Here is a 24,021-nt window from a genome sequence, read left to right on the forward strand (position 1 = left end):
GCGCAAATCTTGTCGGTGGCCTGTTTTTCATAAGGAAAACCAGCGCCTGAAGGTGGAAATGCTACAGAGTATTCAAAATCCACACATCCCAGTCTGTCGTCCAGGCCGCAACCCGCAGCCCGCTAAGTGCCTGATTAAACATCACGTCTTACGCCATTGCTGCGTGTCCGTTTTATCCGGCAAAATACCTTAATTTCGCTCTTTTTCCTGCCTGACTCTTTCCAGGACAGAAACCCCTGCATTATTCCATTGCTCACTCACATATAGCAAGGCGACTTTTGCCAAGCTGTGAAGTTTGTGCATCCTTAACCTGTTCATTTGCAGGGCTTAACATCGTATCGATGAAAAAGTCATCATTATGACCTTTTACCAATGCGATAAAGAGAGAGTTAAGCACAGAAAAAGGGGTGGCGCTATCCGGGGACACTATTTAGAATCGCCGCCATGAAAACAGAGAATCCCGGCGTACTTTATGTCGCCATTACGGCTGAAAATGCCGAACAACGAATTGATAACTTTTTGCGCACCCAACTCAAGGGTGTGCCGAAAAGTATGATTTATCGCATTTTGCGTAAAGGCGAAGTGCGAGTGAATAAAGGGCGCGTGAAACCCGAATACAAGCTGCAAGCAGGGGATGAAGTGCGTATTCCGCCGGTGCGAGTGGCAGAGCGTGAAGACCAGGCCGTATCACCGAAACTCGACAAGGTTGCCGCGCTGGCGAATGCCATCCTGTATGAAGATGATCATCTGTTAGTCCTCAATAAGCCGTCAGGTACAGCGGTGCATGGTGGCAGCGGGCTGAGTTTTGGTGTGATTGAAGGTCTGCGAGCATTACGCCCGGAAGCGCGGTTCTTGGAATTAGTCCATCGCCTGGATCGTGACACTTCCGGCATTTTACTGGTGGCCAAGAAACGATCTGCATTGCGTTCGCTGCATGAGCAGTTACGCGAAAAAGGGATGCAGAAAGATTATCTGGCACTGGTTCGTGGTGACTGGCCTTCGCATCTGAAAGTGGTGCAGGCACCGCTGCTGAAAAACATTCTCCAAAGCGGTGAACGTGTGGTGCGTGTCAGTGCAGAGGGTAAACCTTCAGAAACGCGTTTCAAAGTGGAAGAGCGTTTTGGTTTTGCGACCTTAGTGAAGGCAAGTCCGGTGACCGGTCGCACGCATCAGATTCGTGTCCACACGCTGCATGGCGGTCATCCTATCGCTTTCGACGATCGTTATGGCGACCGTGAGTTTGATCGCCAACTCGCATCAACAGGTTTGGCTCGGCTGTTCTTGCACGCGGCGGCACTGACTTTTACCCATCCGAACACCGGAGAAGTGTTGCGAATGGAAGCGCCGCTTGATGGCGCGCTTAAGCGCTGCCTGGAAAAGCTACGTAGCAAAAAAGCCTAATGCTCCGGGCATCAACTTAATGCGTTGATGCCCACTTTTAGCAACATTTCATTCAAAGCGATCAGCGGTAAGCCAATCAGCGTATTGGGATCGCGTCCTTCTAACTGTTCAAACAGACAAATCCCCATCCCTTCACTTTTAAAGCTACCCGCGCAGTTTAACGGCTGCTCCTTTTCAACATACTGGCGGATCTCAGCAGCGGTTAATGAGCGAAAGTGCACGTTAAAAGGTTCACAGATGACGCACTGTTGCCCGCTTTGCGGTTGAATCAGTGCCAACCCGGTATAAAAGGTAATGACTTTACCGCTCGCTGCAGCGAGTTGCTGGCAGGCATTTTCGACAGTATGAGGTTTACCCGTGATGGTGCCATTCAGCACACAGACCTGGTCGGAACCGATTATCCAGTGGTCGGGATAGTCGGCGGCTAACGCCTGCGCTTTGCCTAATGCCAGGCGCTGAACCAGATTCTGCGCAGACTCGCCAGCCTGTGGTGTTTCGTCACACTGCGGTGCAACAGAGATAAAAGGCAGGCCAAGTTTACTCAAGATCGCCTGACGGAAAGGGGAGGTGGAAGCCAGAATTAAGGGTGTCATCATTTTTTTTCAGAATAGATAGCGTAAACATGACAGGCATTTTAAACTATGCGCCGCACTGGATGCGACTAACGGGTGAAAGATGCTGTAAACCGGCCTTTTTCTTTGACTCTATGACGTTACAAAGTTAATATGCGCGCCCTATGCAAAAGGTAAAATTACCCCTGACGATCGATGTGGCCCGCGCCGCGCAAAAACGCCTTGATTACCAAGGTGTGTATGCACCTGAATTGGTGGCGCGCTTGGGTGACACGGTCGTGAGTGTGGACAGTGATGTGGAATGCACCATGTCGTTTGCGATTGACAACCAGCGCTTAGCGGTTCTGCAAGGAACAGCTGAAACGCAGGTGACTTTGTCATGTCAACGCTGCAACCAGTCATTTCCGCACCATGTTCACGTAAGCTATTGCTTCAGTCCTGTCTCTTCTGATGAACAGGCCGAGGCACTGCCGGAAGCTTACGAGCCAGTTGATATCAATGATTTCGGCGAAATCGACTTGCTGGCAGTTATCGAAGATGAACTCATCCTCGCGCTGCCTGTAGTTCCGGTGCATGATTCTGAACACTGTGAAGTGTCCGACGCGGACATGGTATTTGGTAAGTTGCCTGAAGAGGCAGAAAAACCAAATCCATTTGCCGTATTAGCCAGTTTAAAGCGTAAGTAATAGGAGTAAGGTCCATGGCCGTACAACAGAATAAACCAACCCGTTCTAAGCGTGGTATGCGTCGTTCACACGATGCGCTGACCACCGCAGCTCTGTCAGTAGATAAAGTTTCTGGTGAAACTCATCTGCGTCACCATATCACTGCGGATGGTTACTACCGCGGTCGCAAGGTTATCACCAAGTAATTCTTTGCAGTTACGCAAGGCGATACCTTGACACGTTTGACCCTGGCAGTTGATGCCATGGGCGGGGACTTCGGTCCCTGCGTGACAGTGCCTGCATCCTTGCAGGCACTGGCCTCTCATACGCATCTGGTTTTACTTCTGGTCGGGGACCCCGACATCATCTCGTCATTTCTTGCCAAAGCGGATTCCTCGTTACTGGGGCGTGTGCAGGTGATCCCTGCCGAATCGGTTATTGCAAGTGATGCCAAACCTTCACAAGCTATTCGAAACAGCCGTGGCAGCTCAATGCGTGTGGCGTTAGAACAGGTGAAAGAGGGGAATGCGCAAGCCTGTGTTAGTGCCGGGAATACCGGTGCTCTCATGGGTTTAGCCAAAATGTTATTGAAACCGCTGGATGGCATTGATCGTCCGGCGTTGATGACCGTATTGCCGCATCAGCAACAGGGCAAAACGGTGGTGCTGGATCTCGGTGCGAACGTGGATTCTGACAGCGAAATGCTGGTGCAGTTTGCGGTCATGGGTGCAGTAATGGCCGAAGAGGTGCTGGAAATCACCAAGCCACGTGTCGCACTGCTCAACATTGGGCAGGAAGAGACCAAAGGGTTGGAAACGATTCGCGCAGCATCTGCGGTTCTACGAGACACACCGCAAATCAACTATATTGGTTACCTTGAGGGGAACGATCTCCTCACCGGCAAGACGGATGTGCTGGTTTGTGATGGCTTCGTGGGAAACGTCACGCTTAAAACCATGGAAGGCGTGGTAAGAATGTTTCTTTCTCTGCTCAAGTCGTCAGAGGATGGGAAAAAACGGGCGTGGTGGTTGAAATGGGTTGGGCGCTGGTTGCAAAAGCGTCTGGCTAAACGTTTCGGTCATCTCAACCCCGACCAGTACAATGGCGCTTGTCTGTTAGGATTGCGCGGGACAGTGATCAAAAGCCACGGTGCGGCGAATCAACGTGCGTTTGCCGTGGCGATAGAGCAGGCAGAGCAGGCGGTGCGAAGGCAAGTCCCAGAGAGGATTGCTGCGCGCCTTGACGCTGTATTAGCCAGGAGTGACAAAGCGTAGATGTTTACCAAAATTATCGGTACGGGCAGCTATTTGCCTGAGCAGGTTCGCTCCAATGCGGATCTGGAAAAAATGGTGGAGACTTCGGACGAGTGGATTGTCACGCGTACCGGTATCCGTGAGCGCCGCATTGCCGCGCCAGATGAAACGGTTGCCACTATGGGCTTTGCAGCTGCACAGCGCGCGCTAGAGATGGCGGGTGTTGCGGCCAGCGATGTAGGCCTGATTATTGTGGCGACCACATCTTCCAGCCATGCTTTCCCAAGTTCAGCGTGCATGATCCAGCAAATGCTGGAGATTAATGACTGTGCTTCTTTCGATCTGGCCGCCGCGTGCGCGGGCTTCACTTATGCGCTTAGCGTAGCCGATCAGTACATCAAAAATGGTGTGGTTAAGCATGCATTGGTGATCGGTGCAGACGTCTTAGCCCGTACTCTCGATCCTAACGATCGTGGCACCATCATCCTGTTTGGTGACGGCGCGGGTGCTGTGGTGCTGGGTCAAAGTGAAGAACCTGGTATCCTGTCAACGCATCTGCATGCTGACGGACGTTATGGCAAGCTACTGACGCTGCCGTATCAAGATCGTGAACATCAGGATGAGCCAGCTTATCTCACCATGGCCGGTAACGAAGTCTTTAAAGTCGCGGTGACCGAACTTGCCCACATTGTGGACGAGACGCTGCAAGCCAATAACCTTGACCGTGAAATGCTCGATTGGCTGGTGCCGCATCAGGCCAACCTGCGCATTATCAGCGCCACCGCCAGAAAGCTCGGCATGGGTATGGAAAAAGTGGTGGTGACACTGGATCGCCACGGCAACACTTCTGCTGCGTCAGTGCCTACTGCACTGGACGAAGCGGTGCGCGATGGTCGTATCAAGCCAGGACATTTGATTCTGCTTGAAGCCTTTGGTGGCGGTTTCACCTGGGGTTCGGCGCTGGTTCGCTTTTGATTGACAGGAACGAATGATGACGCAATTTGCTTTTGTTTTCCCAGGACAGGGTTCGCAGACCGTTGGCATGTTGGCCGAATTGGCTGTCGAAAATCCGCAGGTTGAAGCCACCTTCCGTGAAGCTTCTGATGCACTGGGTTACGACTTATGGCAGCTGGTGCAACAAGGCCCGGCTGAAGAGCTGAATAAAACCTGGCAGACCCAACCTGCATTGCTGGCGGCTTCTGTCGCCATCTATCGCGTCTGGCAGAGCAAAAACGGCCCACAACCTTTGCTGATGGCTGGCCACAGCTTGGGTGAATACTCTGCGCTGGTTTGTGCTGGCGTGCTGAACTTTGCCGATGCCATTAAGCTGGTTGAACTGCGCGGCAAGCTGATGCAGGAAGCTGTACCTGAGGGTACGGGTGCCATGCAAGCCATTATCGGCCTCGATGATGAATCGATCCGTAAAGCCTGTGAAGAGAGTGCGCAAGGCCAAGTGGTGTCTCCTGTTAACTTTAACTCGCCAGGCCAAGTGGTCATTGCGGGTAACAAAGAAGCTGTTGAACGTGCTGGTGCAGCTTGCAAGGCTGCAGGTGCCAAACGTGCTCTGCCGTTGCCTGTGAGCGTGCCATCACACTGTGCGTTGATGAAGCCCGCAGCGGATAAACTTGCTGTGGCGCTCGAAAGCATCACTTTCAACGCACCGACTGTGCCTGTTGTTAACAACGTTGACGTGAAGTGTGAAACTGATGCCGCTGCGATCCGCAGTGCACTGGTTCGCCAGCTATACAGCCCAGTGCGTTGGACCGAAGCGGTTGAATTTGTTGCCACCCAAGGCGTTGGCCAGTTGCTGGAGATCGGCCCAGGCAAAGTCCTGACCGGTCTGACCAAACGCATTGTGGACAGCCTGACCGCAGCTGCAGTGAACGATTCTGCGTCACTGAATGCTGCGCTTACACAGGAATAAGAGGAAAAACATGAGCTTTGAAGGTAAAGTAGCGCTGGTGACTGGCGCAAGCCGCGGCATTGGCCGTGCGATCGCGGAAACGCTGGTTGCGCGCGGTGCGAAAGTGGTGGGAACCGCCACCAGTGAAAGCGGTGCGGAAGCAATCAGTGCTTACCTCGGCGATAACGGTAAAGGTCTGCTGTTGAACGTCACCGATGCCGCCTCCATTGAGAGCGTGCTCGAGAAAGTTCGCGCCGAATTTGGCGAAGTGGACATTTTAGTCAATAATGCAGGCATTACGCGTGACAATCTGTTGATGCGCATGAAGGACGATGAGTGGGCGGATATCCTTGATACCAACCTGACATCTGTCTTCCGTCTTTCCAAGGCGGTATTGCGTGCCATGATGAAAAAACGCGTGGGCCGTATCATTACCATCGGTTCTGTTGTTGGAACCATGGGTAACGCGGGTCAAGCAAACTATGCGGCAGCAAAAGCAGGTTTGATTGGCTTTAGCAAATCACTGGCGCGAGAAATTGCGTCACGTGGCATTACAGTAAACGTCGTGGCTCCGGGCTTTATTGAGACGGACATGACGCGTGCACTGAACGAAGATCAGCGCTCGGGCATTTTGGCAGAAGTGCCGGCAGGTCGTTTAGGCGACCCGCAGGAGATTGCCAATGCTGTTGCATTCTTAGCCTCTGACGAAGCCTCTTACATCACGGGTGAGACGCTCCACGTCAATGGCGGCATGTACATGGTCTGATAATCACGAAAACATTTGCATTATCTGCGGTAAACACCGCAGAATAGCGCAAAATCGTGGTTCGACCAGCCGGGATTTTGTTGCATCTTTTTCAACATTTTATACACTACGAAAACCATCGCGAAAGCGAGTTTTGATAGGAAATTAAATAGTATGAGCGATATCGAACAACGCGTTAAGAAAATCGTAGCTGAGCAGCTGGGTGTTAAAGAAGACGAAGTGATTAACACTGCTTCTTTCGTTGAAGACCTGGGTGCAGATTCTCTTGACACCGTTGAGCTGGTAATGGCTCTGGAAGAAGAGTTTGATACTGAAATTCCAGACGAAGAAGCTGAGAAAATCACTACCGTTCAGGCAGCGATCGATTACATCAATAGCCACCAAGGCTAATGAATATCTTCAGGCGGTCTCCTCGACCGCCTGAGTTTTATGTTTGCCCCACATAGCGTTATTTTTTCCCTCCCTGGAGGACGTACGTGTCTAAGCGTCGTGTAGTTGTGACTGGTCTTGGCATGTTGTCTCCTGTCGGCAATACCGTAGAGTCTACCTGGAGTGCTCTCCTTGCCGGTCAGAGCGGCATCAGCCTGATCGACCATTTTGATACTAGTGCCTACGCAACACGCTTTGCGGGCTTAGTAAGAGATTTTAATTGCGATGAATTCATCTCGCGCAAAGATCAGCGCAAGATGGATGACTTCATCCAATACGGCATTGTTGCTGGTATTCAGGCTATGGCGGACTCCGGTCTGGTCGTAACTGATGAGAATGCCGGTCGCATCGGCGCAGCTATCGGTTCCGGCATTGGCGGACTGGGTTTGATTGAAGACAACCACAGTTCACTGGTCAACGGCGGCCCGCGCAAAATCAGCCCGTTCTTCGTTCCTTCTACCATTGTTAACATGGTGGCCGGTCACCTGACCATCATGTATGGCCTGAAAGGTCCAAGCATCTCCATTGCGACTGCTTGTACTTCTGGCGTGCATAACATTGGCCATGCAGCACGTATCATTGCTTATAACGATGCAGACGTGATGCTGGCAGGTGGTGCAGAGAAAGCCAGTACCCCGCTGGGTGTCGGTGGCTTCGGTGCAGCACGTGCGCTTTCTACCAATAATGACAATCCGCAGGCGGCAAGCCGTCCGTGGGATAAAGATCGTGATGGTTTTGTGTTGGGCGACGGTGCGGGCATTGTAGTGCTGGAAGAGTACGAGCATGCGAAAAAGCGCGGTGCGAAAATTTATGCGGAAATCATTGGTTTCGGCATGAGTAGCGATGCTTACCACATGACGTCTCCACCAGAGGACGGTTCGGGTGCAGCAGCAGCAATGATAAATGCATTGCGTGATGCGCAACTGAATGCCGAACAGATTGGCTACGTCAACGCGCATGGCACCTCAACGCCAGCGGGTGATAAAGCCGAAGCTCAAGCGGTTAAGTCTGTATTTGGTGCATCGGCTCACAGCGTAATGGTGAGTTCTACCAAATCCATGACTGGCCACTTGCTGGGTGCAGCAGGCGCGGTAGAAGCGATTTATTCGATTCTGGCGCTGCGTGATCAAGCGGTTCCACCAACCATCAATCTGGATAATCCAGATGAAGGTTGTGATCTTGACTTCGTGCCGCATACGGCGCGTCAAGTGAGTGGATTGGAGTACACGTTGTGTAACTCCTTCGGATTTGGCGGCACCAACGGCTCGCTGATTTTCCGCAAGGTATAATCCCTACCTAGCCCAAACAGAGGCCCGCAATGCGGGCCTTTTTTTATATTTTGTCACGCAACAGCGTGGATTCTTACCTCCGTCAGTGGTATTCAGACAGCACAGCAGTTAGGGGCAATGGCTATGTGGATTAACGGCATTGAACAGACCGACATTACTGCGCGGGATCGCGCGGTCCAGTTTGGTGACGGCTGTTTCACAACGGCGGCTATACTGGACGGCAAAATCCAGCTGTTGGAAGCCCATTTACAGCGATTGCAAAAAACCTGTGAGCGCTTGCTTATGCCATTACCCAATCTGGCCCAGTTGGCAACGGAGATGCAGCAAGTTGCCGCCCAGCAAAATCAAGCCGTATTGAAAGTGATTTTGACGCCAGGCGCAGGCGGCCGAGGCTATAGCCGCAAGGGTTGCATGGCGCCAACACGCATTCTGTCTCTTTCACCCTGGCCGCAGCATTACGCAACCTTGCAGCAGCAGGGGGCAACCCTCGTGACCAGCCCGATCGCGCTGGCGCGAAATCCATTGCTGGCGGGACTTAAGCATCTTAACCGATTGGAGCAAGTTCTGATTCGCCACCATCTCGATCAAACTGAAGCTGACGAAGCGCTGGTGCTTGACACTGCAGGGACGGTGGTGGAATGCTGTGCGGCCAATTTATTCTGGCGCAAAGGCAATAACATTTTTACGCCGCGCCTTGATCAAGCGGGCGTTGACGGCATTATGCGCCGTTATCTGATGGCACAAATGGCGCGATCAGGCCAAGCTTGTCAGTTGATCGACGGAAGCAGGGATGATGTACTGAACGCCGATGAAGTGGTGATCTGCAATGCCCTGATGCCGGTTTTACCTGTGCGGAAAATTGACGATGTCTCATTTACCGCACGCACGCTGTATCAGCAACTGCAGGCCAGTTGCCAGACGATGGAAGCATCATGACCCGAATGAAAAAATTCTCGCCAGCGCGGTGGCGATTGCAGGCCTCGCGGCTGCATTTAGTTATTGGCAGATCGAACGTTTAGCCGATACACCTTTGACCATCAACCAGGAAACCATTTATACGTTGCCGGCAGGAAGCGGACGCGTGGTGTTGGAAGCGCAGTTGGAGAGCCAGCACATCATTCCTGACAGCATCTGGTTCGGCCCTTTGTTGAAACTTGAGCCAGAGTTGGCCAAATTCAAAGCGGGTACGTATCGGTTGGAAAGCAATATGACGGTGCGCCAACTGCTGGAGTTGCTGGCCAGTGGCAAAGAGGCTCAATTCCCGGTACGTTTTGTTGAAGGCTCGCGTCTTCAAGAGTGGCTGGTTGAACTGCGCAAGGCGCCTTACATCAAACACACGCTGACGGACGATGAGTTTGCCACGGTGGCGGCAGCCCTGAAACTGGATGCCAGCCAGCTCGAGGGGGCTTTCTATCCTGATACCTATCTCTACACCGCCAATACCAGCGATGTGGCGCTGTTAGAGCGTGCTCACGCCCGTATGAATAAGCTGGTCGATGAGATCTGGCAGGGGCGCATGGATAATCTGCCTTATAAAAAAGAGCAGGACTTGGTGACGATGGCGTCGATCATTGAGAAAGAGACCGGTGTGAGTGAAGAGCGCGCGCGCGTAGCGTCAGTGTTTATCAACCGACTGCGTACCGGCATGAAGCTGCAAACTGATCCCACCGTGATTTATGGTATGGGGGATAGCTATACCGGCACCTTGACGCGCAAAGATCTGGAAACGCCTACCGATTACAATACCTATAGCATCAGTGGCTTACCGCCTGGTCCGATCGCCATGCCGGGTCGTGCCTCACTGGAAGCTGCGGCGCATCCAGAGAAAACGAATTACCTCTATTTTGTTGCTGATGGTAAAGGCGGTCATACCTTTACCACCAATCTCGCCAGTCACAATAAAGCTGTGCAGGTTTACCGACTGGCTATGAAGGAAAAAAATGAAAAGTAAGTTTATCGTCATTGAGGGCCTGGAGGGCGCAGGCAAGACCACGGCGCGTGACGCAGTGGTCGCGGTTCTGCATGAGCAAGGTATTCATGATGTCGTTTTCACCCGTGAACCTGGCGGCACGCCGCTGGCTGAACAGCTAAGGGTGCTGGTGAAGCAGGGGATTGATGGCGAGCAGGTAACTGACAAAGCCGAGCTGCTGATGCTGTACGCCGCAAGAGTACAGCTGGTTGAAAACGTGATTAGACCTGCGCTGGCGCGTGGTGCGTGGGTGATTGGCGATCGTCATGATTTATCCTCACAAGCCTATCAGGGAGGCGGTCGTGGTTTAGATACGCAGTTGATGACCACGCTGCGCGATGCCGTGCTCGGAGATTTTCGTCCCGACCTCACGCTTTATCTGGACGTGACGCCAGAAATTGGTTTGCAACGTGCGCGTGCACGCGGAGAGCTGGATCGTATCGAACAGGAATCGCTGCGCTTTTTTGAGCGCACGCGTGAACGTTATCTGGCATTGGCGGAGTCCGACCCCTCGATTATCACCATCGATGCGACACAAAATATCACTGGCGTGACATCATCGCTTCAGCTGGCATTGCGAAACTGGCTAGCAGGCCAGATGGCATGAACTGGTATCCGTGGCTGAACCAGCCTTATCGGCAGATTATCACTCGTCATCAGGCTGGTCAGGCGCATCACGCCTTACTGATTCAAGCTATTGACGGTATGGGAGATGATGCGCTGGTGTGGGGTGTCAGCCGATGGTTGATGTGCCAACAGCCCGAGGGGTTAAAGAGCTGCGGCCATTGCCATGGCTGTCAGTTGATGCAGGCGCATACGCACCCTGACTGGTATCGACTGGAAGCTGAAAAGGGCAAATCTTCATTGGGCATCGACGCGGTCAGAGATGTCACTGAAAAGCTCTATCATTTTGCCCAGCAGGGAGGCGCCAAGATTGTCTGGCTACCGGATGCTGCCCAGCTGACTGAAGCCGCGGCCAACGCCCTGTTGAAAACGCTGGAAGAGCCGCCCGCGAATTGCTGGTTCTTTCTCAGCGTGAGTGAACCCTCGCGGTTACTGGCCACGTTACGCAGTCGCTGTATGACGTGGCATCTGTCTCCGCCGGAAGAGATTCAGAGTTTACCTTGGCTGCAAAAGCAGCAACCGCAATCGGAACCAGTATTGCGTGCCGCCTTACGGTTGAGCAATGGGGCACCTGCCGCAGCCTTAGCACTGCTGCAGCCTGAACGCTGGCAGGCACGTGAAAAGTTGTGTGCAATCTTACTCACTGCATTGCACGGTGATGTGCTGCAACTTTTGCCTGCGTTAAACAGTGACGATGTGGCAGAGCGTTTGAGTTGGCTGATTTCGCTGCTGGTTGATGCAATGAAAGTGCAGCAAGGTGCCAGCAATTGGCTCAGCAATGGCGATCGTCCTGATGTGGTCATACAGCTGGCTCAGCAACTCAACAGCAGCGCCTTGAATGCCAGTGCGCAGCAGTGGATGCAGTGCCGTGAGCAACTGTTACATGTCGCTGCACTGAATCGTGAACTGATTTTGACCGACCGACTGTTAGCTTGGGGACAGTTGATTACGCCCGCGACCGTTGGTTAAGTGAACTAAGAGAAAAGTATGTTTATTGTTGATTCGCATTGCCATCTTGATGGCCTTGATTATGAAAAGCAGCACCGCGACCTCGATGATGTGATCGCGAAAGCCGCAGCGCGTGACGTAAAATTTATGCTGGCGATTGCCACTACGCTGCCGGATTACTACAAAATCAAACAGCTGGTGGCTGGGCGTGAGAACATCGCACTGGCGTGCGGCGTGCATCCGCTCAACCAGGAAGCGCCTTACGATGTGGAAGAATTTCGTCGTTTGGCTGCAGAAGAGCAGGTTATCGCGCTGGGTGAAACGGGTCTGGATTATTTTTATCAGCAGGAAACCAAAGCGCAGCAGCAAGCCTCATTTCGCGAACACATTCGCACCGGCATTGCATTGAATAAGCCTATCATCGTGCATACGCGTGATGCGCGCGAAGATACGCTCGCCATTCTGCGTGAGGAGCAAGTTGAAAAGTGTGGAGGTGTGCTGCACTGCTTTACTGAAGACCAAGCCACCGCAGCAAAATTGTTGGATATGGGGTTCTATATTTCGTTCTCTGGCATTCTGACCTTCCGTAATGCCGAGCAAATTCGTGATGCGGCGCGTTACGTGCCGCTGGATCGCATGCTGGTGGAAACCGATTCGCCATACCTCGCCCCTGTGCCGCACCGTGGCAAGGAGAATCAGCCCGCCTTTACCCGTGATGTAGCTGATTATATGGCCGTACTCAAAGGGGTGGATATCGAAACGCTGGCGGCGGCAACCACTGAAAACTTCTCTCGCCTATTCCATGTTCCGATGAGTCGTCTCGGCGGCTGATTCGTTTTATTTCATACTCTGAATTAATTTGATAGCACGAACCTGAGCTGCCGATAAGGCGGCTCGGGCAGTGTTTTATTGCTGTTTATTAAGGCAAGTCAGTAAGAAATCACTGAAAGCAAGTGATGATCATGAGCGAAACGTGATAGCCGTCAAAGTACCAAATCTCTATTTATTTTACCCTTCGTAATAAATCAAAAGACGCTCAGCGTCACCCCCGGTGAAGGATCCTCCCCCTTTGCCATGCGCACTGCGCAAAAAAATGCACTCATACTCAGGAGCTTCTATGTTCAAGAACGCATTTGCGAACCTGCAAAAAGTAGGTAAATCGCTGATGTTGCCGGTATCGGTTCTGCCGATTGCCGGTATTTTGCTAGGTGTTGGTTCAGCAAACTTCAGCTGGTTACCTGCTGTTGTTTCCCATGTAATGGCAGAGGCGGGGGGTTCCGTATTTGCTAATATGCCGTTGATCTTCGCGATTGGTGTCGCCTTAGGTTTCACGAATAATGACGGTGTTTCGGCACTGGCTGCAGTGGTGGCATACGGCATCATGGTGAAAACCATGGCGGTGGTTGCACCTTTGGTGTTGCATTTACCCGCTGCGGAAATTGATGCAAAGCATCTGGCTGATACAGGGGTATTGGGCGGTATTATTGCCGGCTCCATTGCCGCGTATATGTTCAACCGCTTCTATCGCATTAAACTGCCTGAGTACCTCGGCTTTTTTGCCGGCAAACGCTTCGTACCGATCATTTCGGGTCTGACCGCGATTTTCACCGGCATTGTGCTGTCCTTTATCTGGCCACCGATTGGTAGCGCGATTCAGGACTTCTCACAGTGGGCGGCTTATCAAAACCCGGTTGTTGCATTCGGGATTTATGGTGTGGTTGAGCGTTCACTGGTGCCGTTTGGTCTGCATCATATCTGGAACGTTCCTTTCCAGATGCAGATTGGCGAGTTCACCAACGCTGCAGGTCAGGTGTTCCACGGTGATATCCCTCGTTACATGGCGGGTGATCCGACTGCGGGTAAACTCTCTGGTGGCTTCCTGTTCAAAATGTATGGCCTGCCAGCCGCTGCCATTGCTATCTGGCACTCAGCTAAACCGGAAAACCGCGCCAAAGTAGGCGGTATCATGATCTCCGCCGCGCTGACCTCATTCCTGACCGGTATCACCGAGCCGATTGAATTTTCATTCATGTTCGTGGCACCGATTCTGTACGTGATCCATGCGATTTTGGCTGGTCTGGCATTCCCTATCTGTATTCTGTTGGGTATGCGCGATGGCACCAGTTTCTCACACGGTTTGATCGATTTCGTGGTGCTGAGCGGTAACAGCAGCAAGATTTGGCTGTTCCCGATTGTTGGTATCATTTACGGCCTGATCTATTACACCGTCTTCCGTGTGCTGATCGTGAAGCTGAATCTGAAAACACCTGGACGTGAGGACACGGCAATGGAACAGAGCAGTGCAACTGGCAGTGAAATGGCGGGTAAACTGATTACCGCATTTGGTGGCAAAGAGAACATCACTAACCTCGATGCATGTATTACCCGTCTGCGTGTCAGCGTGGCGGATGTCGCTAAGGTTAATCAAGCTGAGCTGAAAAACCTTGGCGCACGTGGTGTCGTGGTGGCAGGTTCCGGTGTGCAGGCGATTTTCGGCACCAAGTCCGATAACCTGAAAACCGAAATGGATGATTACATTCGTAATATGTAAAGGCTGGGGCTTGGATTGAGGCTGAGTTTAAGGTCAAGGTCAAGGTCAAGGTCGAAGTCAGGGCAGAGGTCGAGCCTGTGCGATGAAGCGGCGGCAGATCGTAAAGACGCCATAAACCATCCCTGGGGCTCGGCCCGCGACATCCTTGTCGCGGGACGCTTTACTCTTCTGCCGCCGCTCCCTCGCACCTCAACTGGGGTGCGGCTTTTTGTAAACCTTTAAAAACTTTGTCAGGCATAGTCGCCTCACTGACGGGGATAGGGCATTGAAGTCAAAGTTATAAGGCGATAATGACCCATATTGTTGCCCACCTTTCCCGGCATGGGTTGCGTTAAACGAATTCCTCCCGTTTCTCTACGGTTATAAATACACCCGCAAGTATTCCGTCAAACACAGCAGCGCCATTGCCTGGCCATAAGGCATCGACGTCAGCGGTACTTGACGGTAATAGTCCAGATCGCTTCCCATCGCGGTGCCAAATGACACCTGTTTCAACTCTCCGTCCTCGTCAATATTGGCGATCACCCCGCGCAATGCCTTCTCCGCCATCGGGCGATATTCCTCGGACAAATAGCGCTTACGCACCGCTTTGAGAATGCCATAGGCGAATCCCGCAGTGGCTGAGGCTTCCGGATAACTTTGCGGATCGTCGAGCAGGGTATGCCATAAGCCGCTGCTGTGCTGGCAGGCTGCCAAAGCTTTAACCTGGCTTGCCAGCACCTGCTGCAGAAAACGGCGTGTCGCGTGCTGTTCCGGCCAGTTCATCATTTCGAGGAAATCCGGAATGACGATGGTCAGCCAACTGTTACCGCGTGCCCAGCGAGCATTGGCGAAATTGTGGCGACCGTCGAACGTCCAGCCGTGGAACCACAAGCCGGTCTGGCGATCCATCAGATATTGGGTATGAATCAGGAACTGATAGCTGGCTTCTTCGACAAATTCTGGCCGATCCAACAACTGACCAATCTTCGCCAGTGCCATGACACTCATCATCAGCGTGTCATCCCACAGCTGCTGCGTATTTTCGTTGTTATAAACGATATGCTGCATACCCCCTTGCTCGGTGCGCGGCATCTCATACATCACCCACTCTGCCCAGCGCTCCAACACCGGGCGCCATGCCGCATTGCCTGTCTCCTCGTAACGGTAGGCCAGCGTCAAAAAAGGGCATACGGTGTTCACATTTTTCGTCGGTGTGCCCTCTGCCAGTCGGGCACTGAACCAGTCATCGATGATTTTCAGCGTTTCCTGATCGCCGGTCTGCTGTGTGTAATGCAACATGCCGTACAGACCGATGCCGTGCGTCCACTCCCAACCGGCCCAGCCTTTGGTATCAATCACTCGGCCATCATCCAGTCGTAGCAAAAATTCGCCGCTGTGGTCGGTGATGTTCACCAGATTGTTGGTCAGTTTATGGATTAGCTGCACTAACTCACTGCGCGGCAAAAGATACTCAGGCTGGCGCAACAGTGCGCTGTGCTTTACAGGAAATACAGTCATGGTTCATTCCTATCATTAATCAGGGTAGGGAGAGGGTGCAGTGTGCCGCGCTGTGTAGGCAGTGGAGCTGCAGCAGGCTTATGGCGGTTGAGGTAACCGACGTTGTTATTGCCCCAGAGATTCTCATAGGGCATCCCCGCCAGGGATTCAACGATGGCGCGCGCTTGCGGCGTAATGCGTTCGGGCACCACGCACCCGGCCTCGCGCATTTTCAGTGTCTCTTCACGTAACACGGTATGAGTATGCAGATTCAGTTTGAAGCGCAGTGAAACGATAAAGCCACAAATTAAGACGCAGACGGTGCCCACGCTGAGGATCAGCAGAATAGTGTGGCCAACCGCAGGGACCTGTTCCGCTTTGCCGGAGGTAAAACCGGCTAACTGCAGCACAATGCCGACAATCATCACGGCTCCGGCTTGAGAGGCTTTACGGGTGAGCGTCATGATCCCAGCAAAAATGCCTTCGCGGCGCTGTCCGGTGATCACTTCATCCACATCGGCAATATAGGTATAGGTATTCCAGGGCACATAGTTAATGCCGCCACGGCCCAAACCGGCTAATGCGGAGATCAGTACGAGTAGAGCGAAGTTATCGTTCATGCCGGTGTACCAGAGCGCGGCGTAGGAGAGGGCGCTCAGACCAAACAGCACCACGACCAAGCGATAAGCCGGTGCAGGCCCAATGCGGATACAGAGTGGGATCATGGCCATCACCGCAATAAATTGCAGTACTGCCATCGTCCCCATCAGGTTCGAGGCAATCTGTGCACTTTGCATCAGGACAAACACCACGTACCAGGTGAAGACCGCATTAAAGACATCTTGCGCGATATAGCCACCCAGATACATGCCGAGATGCTGGCGGAAGATACGCACACGCAGCGTTGAGGCCAGTTCGACATACAGGCGCTTGAGACTTTGCAACAGCGATAGTTGTGCTTTATCTGCTTCCGCGCGTCGCGATTCAGCGGAAAAATCGTCGGGCTCACGTTCCCAGGTGAAGCGCCATACCAGCGTCAGCACCAGCGCGCAGATTACGGCGAACACCAGGCTGGCATAGAAGAAGGAGACGGGGTTTTCTTTACCAAACCAGCCAATCAGAATGCCCGGCAGGAAGGCGGCCAAAATGGATGACAACTGGGCCAGTGCGATACGCGCACCGGAAAATCGGGTTTTCTGTTTGAAGTCGTCGGTCATCTCCGGAACCAGCGTTTCGTAAGGCACCAGAATCATGGTGTAGACCATATCGAACAGCAGATAGGTCAGCAGATACCACCAGAAACTCATGTCACTCAGCCACATCAGGCTATAGCTGAAGACACAGGGGATCCCGAGCAGGATAAAGAATTTGCGACGGCCGAAGCGTTTGCCGAGCCAGGTTGAGCCAAAATTATCCGTCAGGAAGCCCATTAACGGGCTTACGACGGCATCCAGCACGCGAGCGGCAGCAAAAATAAACGTGGCTTCAATGGGCGAAAGCCCGCAGAAGGTGGTGTAAAAATAGAGCAGCCAAGCGGCGGTGAGCGCCGTGGTGCCTGCACCGAGGAAATCCCCGGAACCGTAAGCCAGATAATGGCCCAGACCAATCTTACGAGACTGCATGGCAGGTTCTCCTTGAAATCGACGGATTGCACATCCCTCTTTACTCCGTACTGCTTGCCCGGATTGGTTAGAAAGTAGAGCGCCGCGCCCCTGCAAACCTTCGCAATTTGGCAAGGGCTGGCTAGCAAGTGGCAAAAACACAAAGATATTGACGCGATATCTCTAATTTATAAAACAGCGTTTCATTTTTGTGTTTATCCAAAGATTGAAAATGCGAGGTGACTCACACCGGCGTTGCCACAGAAAAATGGCGTAAAGGCAGCCAATTAGTGCAAGAAAAGTGGTACTGAGGTTGAAAGAAATAGAATTCCTCACGCATACTGCCTGACTGAACTCCAGGCTTAAGGAAATGCACCATGGCTGAAGAAACGATATTCAGTAAAATCATCCGTCGCGAAATCCCCGCCGACGTGGTTTATCAGGACGAACTGGTCACCGCCTTCCGCGATATCGCGCCCAAAGCACCGACGCATATTCTGATCATCCCGAATGTATTGATTCCCACGGCCAACGATGTGCAAGCGGCACACGAACAGGCGCTGGGTCGTATGATTACTGTGGCGGCGAAAATTGCACGTGATGAAGGGATTGCCGAGGATGGCTATCGCCTGATCATGAATTGCAATCGTCATGGCGGTCAGGAGGTTTACCACATTCACATGCACCTGGTTGGCGGACAGCCGCTGGGCCCGATGCTGGCTATTTAACCTCAGGCGAACTTTGTGATGCGTCTATGTCTGTGTGGCCTGTTGTTGTTGACCCTGGCGGGTTGTAGCAGCAACAAACCGATGATCAACACCTCGCAGTCACTGGTGATGGAATCCTCAGTGCTTTCTGCCGGTATCATTACCGATGAGCCCACGCTGGCGAGTCGTGATGGACAGCAGCGTGCATCCAGCGTGCTCTATAATCAGCGTGAAACACCGGTGACAGTGCACTATCGTTTCTATTGGTATGACGATAAAGGCTTGGAGATTACGCCTGAAGAACCGGCGCAAACTCAAACCGTTCCAGCGCATGGCAGCACAGAAGTTGTCTCGCAAATCGGCAATTTGACCGCCAGCAAGGTGCGTCTCTATCTTTTTCTCTGAGGAGTAAGCTGTGATTCGCAGTGTAAAACGTTCCAGCGCACTTTTATTTGCGCTGATGCTCACCGGTTGTGTGGTGAAGCAACAAACTCCGGCACCGGTCGAACCGACTCAGCCAACCACGCCAACACAACCGGAACAGCCGCCAACGCAGCCGGTGCCACCGCCGCAAACCGTGCCGCAACCGCCTAAGCTGAAAACCATTAACTGGAGTGCCAGCGTACAGCCACTAGTGGCGAACATGGTGCAGTCGGCCGGGGTAAACCCAGGCAGCGTATTGCTGGTGGACCGGATTAAAAACAGTACCAACGGCGCGTTGCAAAGCGATAAAGCCACCGATGCGATTCAAAGCGCTTTGGCGAACAACGGGAAATTTACGCTAGTTACCCCGGATCAGTTAGCGCAAGCGAAGCAAGCGTTAGGGTTATCCGCGGATGACAGCCTGAATTCGCGCAGTAAGGCCATTGGCCTGGCGCGTAACGTCAATGCGCAGTATGTGCTCTACAGTAACGCGCAAGGTGATGTGAAATCTCCCACACTGCAAATGCAGCTGATGCTGGTGCAGACCGGTGAAATCATCTGGTCAGGCAATGGTATTGCACAACCCTGATCCGCTGCTACAACACCTGATTGAGCAACAATGGCCGACAGCGCAAGCTGGCGGTCATTTTTTCGCGCTACCGGGATTAAGCGGCAACAGCATCCACGTGCAAACCGTGCAGGGTGAGCTGCTGGCAAGGCGTGCGCCTTTGCAACCCATCCCGTTTGTCGATCGACAGCGCGAATTTCGTGTGTTGCACAAAATGCGCCATGCACCACTCGGCCCTGCTCCTGTCCGCTGGCATGAACCGTGGCTATTACAGGATTGGCTAGCAGGTACAGTGCTGACACCCGAGCAATTCAATCAACAGCAAGTTGCGGTGCTGGCGTTATTGCAGCGTCTACATCAGCAGCCGCTAACAGGCTATCGTCTTCGGCTTACGCCACTGTTAGAGCGCTATTGGCAGCTGTGTCAGCAACGCCACTGGCGCTGGCAGCACCATTTGCGGCGCTTACTCAAGCAAGGTGAACCTCAGCCCCTGCGTCTCGCACCGGTGCATATGGACATCCACGCGGGTAATGTGATCGCCACGCCAAATGGATTACGCCTGATCGACTGGGAATACGCGGCCGACGGTGATGTGGCGCTGGAACTCGCGGCACTGTGCGCGGTCGATGGGAAACACGAATTGGACTGGATCGCCGGGTATGCGCAACAAAACCAGCTCGATGAAAAAGTGCTAACGCGTCAGATGCGCCGCTGGCAGCCCTGGCTCCAACTGCTGATGGCATGCTGGTATCAGCTGCGCGCCGAGCAGAGCCATGACCCTACATTGCAGCAGCTGGCCCGATCCAGCTGGCAGGATCTTTAACTCAGGATTGTAAACATGACCATGAATACCCCCGGCCCACTGATGTTGGATGTGGAAAGCTATGAACTCGACGCCGAAGAGCGAGAGATTCTGCAGCATCCTCTGGTAGGTGGGTTGATTTTGTTTGCCCGCAACTTTCACGACGTAGAGCAATTAGCAGAGCTGGTACGTCAGATTCGTGCCGCCTCACGTAATCGTCTGGTGGTGGCCGTGGATCAGGAAGGAGGACGCGTGCAGCGCTTCCGCGATGGCTTCACCAAGCTGCCTGCCATGCAATCTTTTGCCGCTCTGCACGATATCAATACCGCTGGCGAGGTTGCACAGCAGGCGGGTTGGCAAATGGCGGCAGAGATGATCGCCATGGATATCGATATCAGCTTTGCGCCCGTGCTGGATATCGGTCACATCAGTGCGGCAATTGGCGACCGTTCATTCCACGAAGATCCGGCGATTGCATTGCAAATGGCGCGTCGCTTCATTAATGGCATGCACGAAGCAGGGATGAAAACCACCGGCAAACACTTCCCTGGCCATGGTGCGGTGAGTGCAGATTCGCACAAAGAGACGCCGCGCGATCCACGCGATGCCGCGACGCTGCGCCAGCACGATATGGCGATCTTCAAGCAGTTGATTGATGAGCAACTGCTGGATGCCGTGATGCCCGCCCATGTTATCTATACTGAGATCGATCCTTTACCCGCCAGCGGTTCGCCCTATTGGTTGCAAACGGTGTTGCGTAAAGAACTCGGTTTTAATGGCGTGATTTTCTCCGACGATCTGTCAATGGAGGGTGCAGCGGTGATGGGCAGCTATGCCGAGCGCGCACAGCAGTCACTGAATGCCGGATGCGACATGATCCTGGTGTGTAATCAGCGCGAAGGCGCGGTTAGTGTGTTGGATAACTTGACGCCGATCCAGGCGGAGCGTGTCACGCAGTTATACCATCAAGGTCGTTTCACGCGTCAGACTCTGCAGTCCAGCGAACGCTGGAAGCAGAATCATCACCAGCTCAGCGCGTTACAAGATCGCTGGCTGGAGCACAAAGCTTCGGGCAGATAAGCACCGCTGCCCGGATTTCATTCCACGCTGAGGATAATCATGATCATCTATCTGCACGGTTTTGATTCCAACAGTCCGGGCAACCATGAAAAAGTGCTGCAACTGCAGTTTATTGACCCGGATGTCAGGCTTGTCAGTTACAGCACGCTTCACCCTAAACATGACATGCAGTTCTTGCTGAAAGAGAGCGACAAGCTATTACAGCAAGGGGGGGACGCGCACCCGCTGATCTGTGGTGTCGGCTTGGGCGGCTACTGGGCCGAGCGTATTGGTTTCCTGTGCGGTATGCGGCAAGTGATCTTCAATCCAAATCTGTTCCCGTTTGAGAACATGGAAGGTAAGATTGATCGCCCGGAAGAGTACCTCGATATCGCCACCAAATGTGTCAGCGATTTCCGCGAGAAGAATCGCGATCGCTGCCTGGCGATTCTGTCGCGCCATGACGAAGCGCTCGACAACCAACGCAGTGCTGCGCAGTTACATCCTTTCTATGAAATTGTGTGGGACGAAGAAGCCAGCCATAAATTCAAAAACATCTCACCGCATCTGCAACGTATTAAAGCGTTTAAGACCCTTGCCTAAGCCGCTTAGCGCCGCGTGATGCGGCGCACAAAATGTGTAACATTCTGATAATGCTGTTGAAAGATTGATGTACATCAATTTTCTTATGATCTGTCGATAACGCCGTGATATTCTGCCCTCAGCTCGCGATTTAAACGTCGCCAACCCTATGTTTATTAAGGTTTTTAGTAACCATTAATTAACTATTGGTTTACAACTTTGAGGGGGTCTTTTTGACTACATCTATGGAAAAAATCGTCATTATTGGCGGTGGTGCTGGCGGCTTAGAGCTGGCAACGCAACTTGGCCATAAGCTTGGCCGCAGCAAGAAAGCCGAGATCATTCTCGTCGATCGCAACCACAGTCACCTGTGGAAGCCGCTGCTGCATGAAGTCGCAACCGGTTCAATGGACGAAGGTATTGATGCGTTGAGTTATCTGGCGCATGCGCGTAACCATGGCTTCCAGTTCCAGCTGGGATCGCTGACGCAAATTAATCGTGAAAACAAAACCCTGCATCTGGCCGAGATTCGTGACAGTAACGGTGAATTGTTGGTACCTGAACGTGAAATGGCCTACGACCGTTTAGTGGTTGCACTGGGCAGTACGTCAAATGATTTCGGTACCCCGGGCGTTAAAGATCACTGTATCTTCCTGGATAACCCGCATCAGGCGCGTCGTTTCCATAATGAAATGCTCAACCTGTTCCTGCGCTTCTCCGCCAGCGAAGGTAGCTTGGAAAAAGTGAATATTGCGATTGTCGGCGGCGGCGCAACCGGCGTTGAACTGTCGGCAGAGCTGTATAACGCGGTCAAGCAACTGCATAGCTATGGCTACAAAGGCCTTGATAGCTCATCACTGAACGTGACGCTGGTGGAAGCCGGTGAACGTATTCTGCCTGCCTTACCTCCGCGCATTTCTGCGGCGGCGCATCAAGAACTGACCAAGCTGGGTGTGCGTGTTTTGACGCAAACCATGGTCACCAGCGCAACAGAAGAGGGGCTGAACACCAAAGGCGGCGAATTTATCAATGCTGATCTGATGGTGTGGGCTGCGGGTATTAAAGCGCCAGACTTTATGAAAGAGATCGGTGGGCTGGAAACTAACCGTATCAATCAGCTGGTGGTCAAAGACACGCTGCAAACCACGCTGGATGATGACATCTACGCGATTGGTGACTGTGCCTCCTGCGCACTGCCGAGTGGCGGTTTTGTGCCACCGCGTGCGCAGTCTGCGCATCAGATGGCCTCACGCGCGCTGGAGAACATTCTGGCGCAGCGTAAAGGCAAGCCGCTCAAAGCTTACGTCTATAAAGATCATGGTTCACTGGTATCACTGTCGCGCTTCACCACTGTCGGTAGCCTGATGGGGAATCTGATGCGTGGATCGATGATGGTCGAAGGGCGCATTGCGCGATTTGTCTACATCTCTCTATATCGTATGCACCAGATTGCGCTCCACGGATATTTCAAAACTGGCCTGATGATGCTAGTGGGTAGCCTGAACCGCGTGCTGCGTCCGCGCCTCAAGCTGCACTGATGATTGACGGGCGGTAACAGGCCGCCCGATGCCCCTTTATCTGCCGTAATCCCCTGAAAAACGACAATTCAGCTTAAGGTTACGGCGGTATTTCAGCTCCTCTCAGAACTCTCTGAAAAACTGGCCCTGACGGCTTTCCGCTGCGTTTCCTCCATTAATCTGATGTTGCAATTACGGACCATCTGTAAAACTTATATCCACAAACACGGCGCGGCGCGCACGCCGGTTATGCCTCGGCTACTCAGGATCTGGTAGCGGCAGGAATGCGCGGTAACAACATTCAGGAGGACATTCCTGTGAATAAATCAATGTTAGCGGGTATCGGTATCGGCGTGGCAGCAGCATTAGGTGTGGCCGCCGTCGCCAGCATGGATGTCTTTGATCGCGGCCCGCAGTATGCACAGGTTCTCTCGGCGACGCCGATTAAAGAGAGCATCAAACAACCGCGACAGGAGTGTCGCAACGTGACGTTAACGCACCGTCGTCCCGTACAGGATGAGAACCGCATCGCCGGTTCAGTGTTGGGTGCAGTGGCGGGCGGCGTGCTCGGTCACCAATTTGGTGGCGGTCGTGGGCGCGATGTCGCAACGGTAGCCGGTGCGCTGGCGGGCGGCTACGGTGGTAATCAGGTGCAGGGTGCATTGCAGGATCGTGATACCTACACCACCAACGAGCAGCGTTGCAAAACCGTCTATGACAAACAGGAAAAAATGCTGGGTTATGATGTGACCTATAAAATAGGCGACCAGCAGGGCAAAATCCGTATGGAGAATGACCCTGGCACCCGCATTCAACTTGACCGTAATGGTCAGCTGATCCTGAATTCGAATCAGGCCTAATTGGGCAAAGACACGTCACAGTAGCAGTAAAGGAAAAAGCGCCGCAAGGCGCT

General features: G+C 52.9%; 26 protein-coding genes. 23 read left to right on the forward strand and 3 right to left on the reverse strand.

The window, feature by feature from the left end:
- The first annotated feature begins 444 nt into the window (after positions 1–444).
- Positions 445–1,401: a 23S rRNA pseudouridine(955/2504/2580) synthase RluC gene (gene rluC / locus HA51_RS14475; RefSeq protein ID WP_084935302.1), complete on the forward strand. Its 957-nt coding sequence runs from the start codon at positions 445–447 to the stop codon at positions 1,399–1,401.
- Between the two features lie 11 nt (positions 1,402–1,412).
- On the opposite strand, the gene HA51_RS14480 is transcribed toward rluC, so the two are convergent.
- Complete coding sequence (locus tag HA51_RS14480; protein ID WP_211282949.1) at positions 1,413–1,994, reverse strand: Maf family protein; 582 nt, start codon at positions 1,992–1,994, stop codon at positions 1,413–1,415.
- Positions 1,995–2,137: 143 nt separating this feature from the next.
- Here HA51_RS14480 and yceD point away from each other — a divergent pair, with 143 nt between their 5' ends.
- The 14 genes from yceD to ptsG all read left to right on the forward strand — a co-directional run bounded on the left by yceD (position 2,138) and on the right by ptsG (position 14,370).
- On the forward strand, positions 2,138–2,659 hold the full coding sequence (yceD, locus tag HA51_RS14485; protein WP_084935304.1) for a 23S rRNA accumulation protein YceD: 522 nt from the start codon (positions 2,138–2,140) through the stop codon (positions 2,657–2,659).
- A 14-nt stretch (positions 2,660–2,673) separates the two neighbouring features.
- Complete coding sequence (rpmF, locus tag HA51_RS14490; protein WP_007885783.1) at positions 2,674–2,844, forward strand: 50S ribosomal protein L32; 171 nt, start codon at positions 2,674–2,676, stop codon at positions 2,842–2,844.
- A 27-nt stretch (positions 2,845–2,871) separates the two neighbouring features.
- Complete coding sequence (gene plsX, locus HA51_RS14495) at positions 2,872–3,912, forward strand: phosphate acyltransferase PlsX (protein WP_084935305.1); 1,041 nt, start codon at positions 2,872–2,874, stop codon at positions 3,910–3,912.
- Entirely contained in the window at positions 3,913–4,866 is a 954-nt protein-coding gene (locus HA51_RS14500) for a beta-ketoacyl-ACP synthase III (protein WP_084935306.1), read from the forward strand.
- 16 nt (positions 4,867–4,882) lie between these two features.
- Positions 4,883–5,815: an ACP S-malonyltransferase gene (gene fabD / locus HA51_RS14505; protein WP_084935307.1), complete on the forward strand. Its 933-nt coding sequence runs from the start codon at positions 4,883–4,885 to the stop codon at positions 5,813–5,815.
- A gap of 10 nt (positions 5,816–5,825) precedes the next feature.
- Positions 5,826–6,560 carry a 3-oxoacyl-ACP reductase FabG gene (fabG, locus tag HA51_RS14510; protein ID WP_084935308.1) on the forward strand — a complete coding sequence of 245 codons (735 nt, stop codon included), beginning with the start codon at positions 5,826–5,828 and terminating at the stop codon, positions 6,558–6,560.
- A gap of 153 nt (positions 6,561–6,713) precedes the next feature.
- A complete protein-coding gene (gene acpP / locus HA51_RS14515; protein WP_007885774.1) occupies positions 6,714–6,950 on the forward strand; it encodes an acyl carrier protein in 237 nt (78 codons plus the stop codon).
- A gap of 86 nt (positions 6,951–7,036) precedes the next feature.
- On the forward strand, positions 7,037–8,278 hold the full coding sequence (gene fabF / locus HA51_RS14520) for a beta-ketoacyl-ACP synthase II (protein ID WP_084935309.1): 1,242 nt from the start codon (positions 7,037–7,039) through the stop codon (positions 8,276–8,278).
- A 123-nt stretch (positions 8,279–8,401) separates the two neighbouring features.
- A complete protein-coding gene (gene pabC / locus HA51_RS14525; protein WP_084935392.1) occupies positions 8,402–9,214 on the forward strand; it encodes an aminodeoxychorismate lyase in 813 nt (270 codons plus the stop codon).
- Entirely contained in the window at positions 9,144–10,229 is a 1,086-nt protein-coding gene (gene mltG, locus HA51_RS14530) for an endolytic transglycosylase MltG (RefSeq protein WP_245840221.1), read from the forward strand. The genes pabC and mltG overlap by 71 nt, the downstream gene beginning before the upstream one ends.
- On the forward strand, positions 10,219–10,854 hold the full coding sequence (gene tmk / locus HA51_RS14535) for a dTMP kinase (RefSeq protein ID WP_084935310.1): 636 nt from the start codon (positions 10,219–10,221) through the stop codon (positions 10,852–10,854). The genes mltG and tmk overlap by 11 nt, the downstream gene beginning before the upstream one ends.
- A complete protein-coding gene (gene holB, locus HA51_RS14540) occupies positions 10,851–11,840 on the forward strand; it encodes a DNA polymerase III subunit delta' (protein WP_084935311.1) in 990 nt (329 codons plus the stop codon). The genes tmk and holB overlap by 4 nt, the downstream gene beginning before the upstream one ends.
- Before the next feature lie 18 nt (positions 11,841–11,858).
- Positions 11,859–12,650, forward strand: coding sequence for a metal-dependent hydrolase (locus tag HA51_RS14545; protein ID WP_084935312.1), 792 nt, complete (start codon positions 11,859–11,861; stop codon positions 12,648–12,650).
- Between the two features lie 286 nt (positions 12,651–12,936).
- A complete protein-coding gene (gene ptsG, locus HA51_RS14550) occupies positions 12,937–14,370 on the forward strand; it encodes a PTS glucose transporter subunit IIBC (RefSeq protein WP_084935313.1) in 1,434 nt (477 codons plus the stop codon).
- A gap of 360 nt (positions 14,371–14,730) precedes the next feature.
- Here ptsG and bglB read toward each other — a convergent pair whose 3' ends face one another.
- Positions 14,731–15,870 (reverse strand): beta-galactosidase BglB, encoded by a 1,140-nt coding sequence (bglB, locus tag HA51_RS14555; protein ID WP_084935314.1) that lies wholly within the window; start codon positions 15,868–15,870, stop codon positions 14,731–14,733.
- Positions 15,867–17,471 (reverse strand): MFS transporter, encoded by a 1,605-nt coding sequence (locus tag HA51_RS14560; RefSeq protein WP_084935315.1) that lies wholly within the window; start codon positions 17,469–17,471, stop codon positions 15,867–15,869. The genes bglB and HA51_RS14560 overlap by 4 nt, the downstream gene beginning before the upstream one ends.
- A 356-nt stretch (positions 17,472–17,827) precedes the next feature.
- Between HA51_RS14560 and hinT the strand changes: the two genes are divergently transcribed.
- The 8 genes from hinT to HA51_RS14600 all read left to right on the forward strand — a co-directional run bounded on the left by hinT (position 17,828) and on the right by HA51_RS14600 (position 23,968).
- Positions 17,828–18,178, forward strand: a complete 351-nt coding sequence (gene hinT, locus HA51_RS14565) for a purine nucleoside phosphoramidase (protein ID WP_084935316.1) — start codon at positions 17,828–17,830, stop codon at positions 18,176–18,178.
- Positions 18,179–18,196: 18 nt separating this feature from the next.
- Complete coding sequence (locus HA51_RS14570) at positions 18,197–18,562, forward strand: YcfL family putative periplasmic lipoprotein (RefSeq protein ID WP_084935317.1); 366 nt, start codon at positions 18,197–18,199, stop codon at positions 18,560–18,562.
- A 10-nt stretch (positions 18,563–18,572) separates the two neighbouring features.
- Positions 18,573–19,169, forward strand: a complete 597-nt coding sequence (lpoB, locus tag HA51_RS14575; protein WP_084935318.1) for a penicillin-binding protein activator LpoB — start codon at positions 18,573–18,575, stop codon at positions 19,167–19,169.
- Positions 19,156–19,971, forward strand: a complete 816-nt coding sequence (thiK, locus tag HA51_RS14580; RefSeq protein WP_084935319.1) for a thiamine kinase — start codon at positions 19,156–19,158, stop codon at positions 19,969–19,971. The genes lpoB and thiK overlap by 14 nt, the downstream gene beginning before the upstream one ends.
- Positions 19,972–19,986: 15 nt before the next feature.
- On the forward strand, positions 19,987–21,030 hold the full coding sequence (gene nagZ, locus HA51_RS14585) for a beta-N-acetylhexosaminidase (RefSeq protein ID WP_084935320.1): 1,044 nt from the start codon (positions 19,987–19,989) through the stop codon (positions 21,028–21,030).
- 39 nt (positions 21,031–21,069) lie between these two features.
- The gene (gene ycfP, locus HA51_RS14590; protein ID WP_084935321.1) at positions 21,070–21,612 is read left to right on the forward strand and encodes an alpha/beta hydrolase YcfP; all 543 of its coding nucleotides are present in this window, start codon (positions 21,070–21,072) and stop codon (positions 21,610–21,612) included.
- Positions 21,613–21,824: 212 nt separating this feature from the next.
- Positions 21,825–23,129 carry an NAD(P)/FAD-dependent oxidoreductase gene (locus HA51_RS14595; RefSeq protein ID WP_139810692.1) on the forward strand — a complete coding sequence of 435 codons (1,305 nt, stop codon included), beginning with the start codon at positions 21,825–21,827 and terminating at the stop codon, positions 23,127–23,129.
- A gap of 296 nt (positions 23,130–23,425) precedes the next feature.
- A complete protein-coding gene (locus tag HA51_RS14600) occupies positions 23,426–23,968 on the forward strand; it encodes a glycine zipper 2TM domain-containing protein (RefSeq protein ID WP_084935394.1) in 543 nt (180 codons plus the stop codon).
- The last annotated feature ends 53 nt before the right edge of the window (positions 23,969–24,021 follow it).

It is taken from the genome of Pantoea rwandensis (assembly GCF_002095475.1).
GTDB classification, from domain to species: Bacteria; Pseudomonadota; Gammaproteobacteria; order Enterobacterales; family Enterobacteriaceae; genus Pantoea; species Pantoea rwandensis.

Excerpts from the sequence above, each read along its gene's own strand:
- rluC (WP_084935302.1), top strand. The coding sequence starts at position 445 with ATGAAAACAGAGAATCCCGGCGTACTTTATGTCGCCATTACGGCTGAA.
- HA51_RS14480 (WP_211282949.1), bottom strand. The coding sequence starts at position 1,994 with ATGACACCCTTAATTCTGGCTTCCACCTCCCCTTTCCGTCAGGCGATC.
- yceD (WP_084935304.1), top strand. The coding sequence starts at position 2,138 with ATGCAAAAGGTAAAATTACCCCTGACGATCGATGTGGCCCGCGCCGCG.
- rpmF (WP_007885783.1), top strand. The coding sequence starts at position 2,674 with ATGGCCGTACAACAGAATAAACCAACCCGTTCTAAGCGTGGTATGCGT.
- HA51_RS14500 (WP_084935306.1), top strand. The coding sequence starts at position 3,913 with ATGTTTACCAAAATTATCGGTACGGGCAGCTATTTGCCTGAGCAGGTT.
- fabD (WP_084935307.1), top strand. The coding sequence starts at position 4,883 with ATGACGCAATTTGCTTTTGTTTTCCCAGGACAGGGTTCGCAGACCGTT.
- fabG (WP_084935308.1), top strand. The coding sequence starts at position 5,826 with ATGAGCTTTGAAGGTAAAGTAGCGCTGGTGACTGGCGCAAGCCGCGGC.
- acpP (WP_007885774.1), top strand. The coding sequence starts at position 6,714 with ATGAGCGATATCGAACAACGCGTTAAGAAAATCGTAGCTGAGCAGCTG.
- pabC (WP_084935392.1), top strand. The coding sequence starts at position 8,402 with ATGTGGATTAACGGCATTGAACAGACCGACATTACTGCGCGGGATCGC.
- mltG (WP_245840221.1), top strand. The coding sequence starts at position 9,144 with ATGTCTCATTTACCGCACGCACGCTGTATCAGCAACTGCAGGCCAGTT.
- tmk (WP_084935310.1), top strand. The coding sequence starts at position 10,219 with ATGAAAAGTAAGTTTATCGTCATTGAGGGCCTGGAGGGCGCAGGCAAG.
- holB (WP_084935311.1), top strand. The coding sequence starts at position 10,851 with ATGAACTGGTATCCGTGGCTGAACCAGCCTTATCGGCAGATTATCACT.
- HA51_RS14545 (WP_084935312.1), top strand. The coding sequence starts at position 11,859 with ATGTTTATTGTTGATTCGCATTGCCATCTTGATGGCCTTGATTATGAA.
- ptsG (WP_084935313.1), top strand. The coding sequence starts at position 12,937 with ATGTTCAAGAACGCATTTGCGAACCTGCAAAAAGTAGGTAAATCGCTG.
- bglB (WP_084935314.1), bottom strand. The coding sequence starts at position 15,870 with ATGACTGTATTTCCTGTAAAGCACAGCGCACTGTTGCGCCAGCCTGAG.
- HA51_RS14560 (WP_084935315.1), bottom strand. The coding sequence starts at position 17,471 with ATGCAGTCTCGTAAGATTGGTCTGGGCCATTATCTGGCTTACGGTTCC.
- hinT (WP_084935316.1), top strand. The coding sequence starts at position 17,828 with ATGGCTGAAGAAACGATATTCAGTAAAATCATCCGTCGCGAAATCCCC.
- HA51_RS14570 (WP_084935317.1), top strand. The coding sequence starts at position 18,197 with ATGCGTCTATGTCTGTGTGGCCTGTTGTTGTTGACCCTGGCGGGTTGT.
- nagZ (WP_084935320.1), top strand. The coding sequence starts at position 19,987 with ATGACCATGAATACCCCCGGCCCACTGATGTTGGATGTGGAAAGCTAT.
- ycfP (WP_084935321.1), top strand. The coding sequence starts at position 21,070 with ATGATCATCTATCTGCACGGTTTTGATTCCAACAGTCCGGGCAACCAT.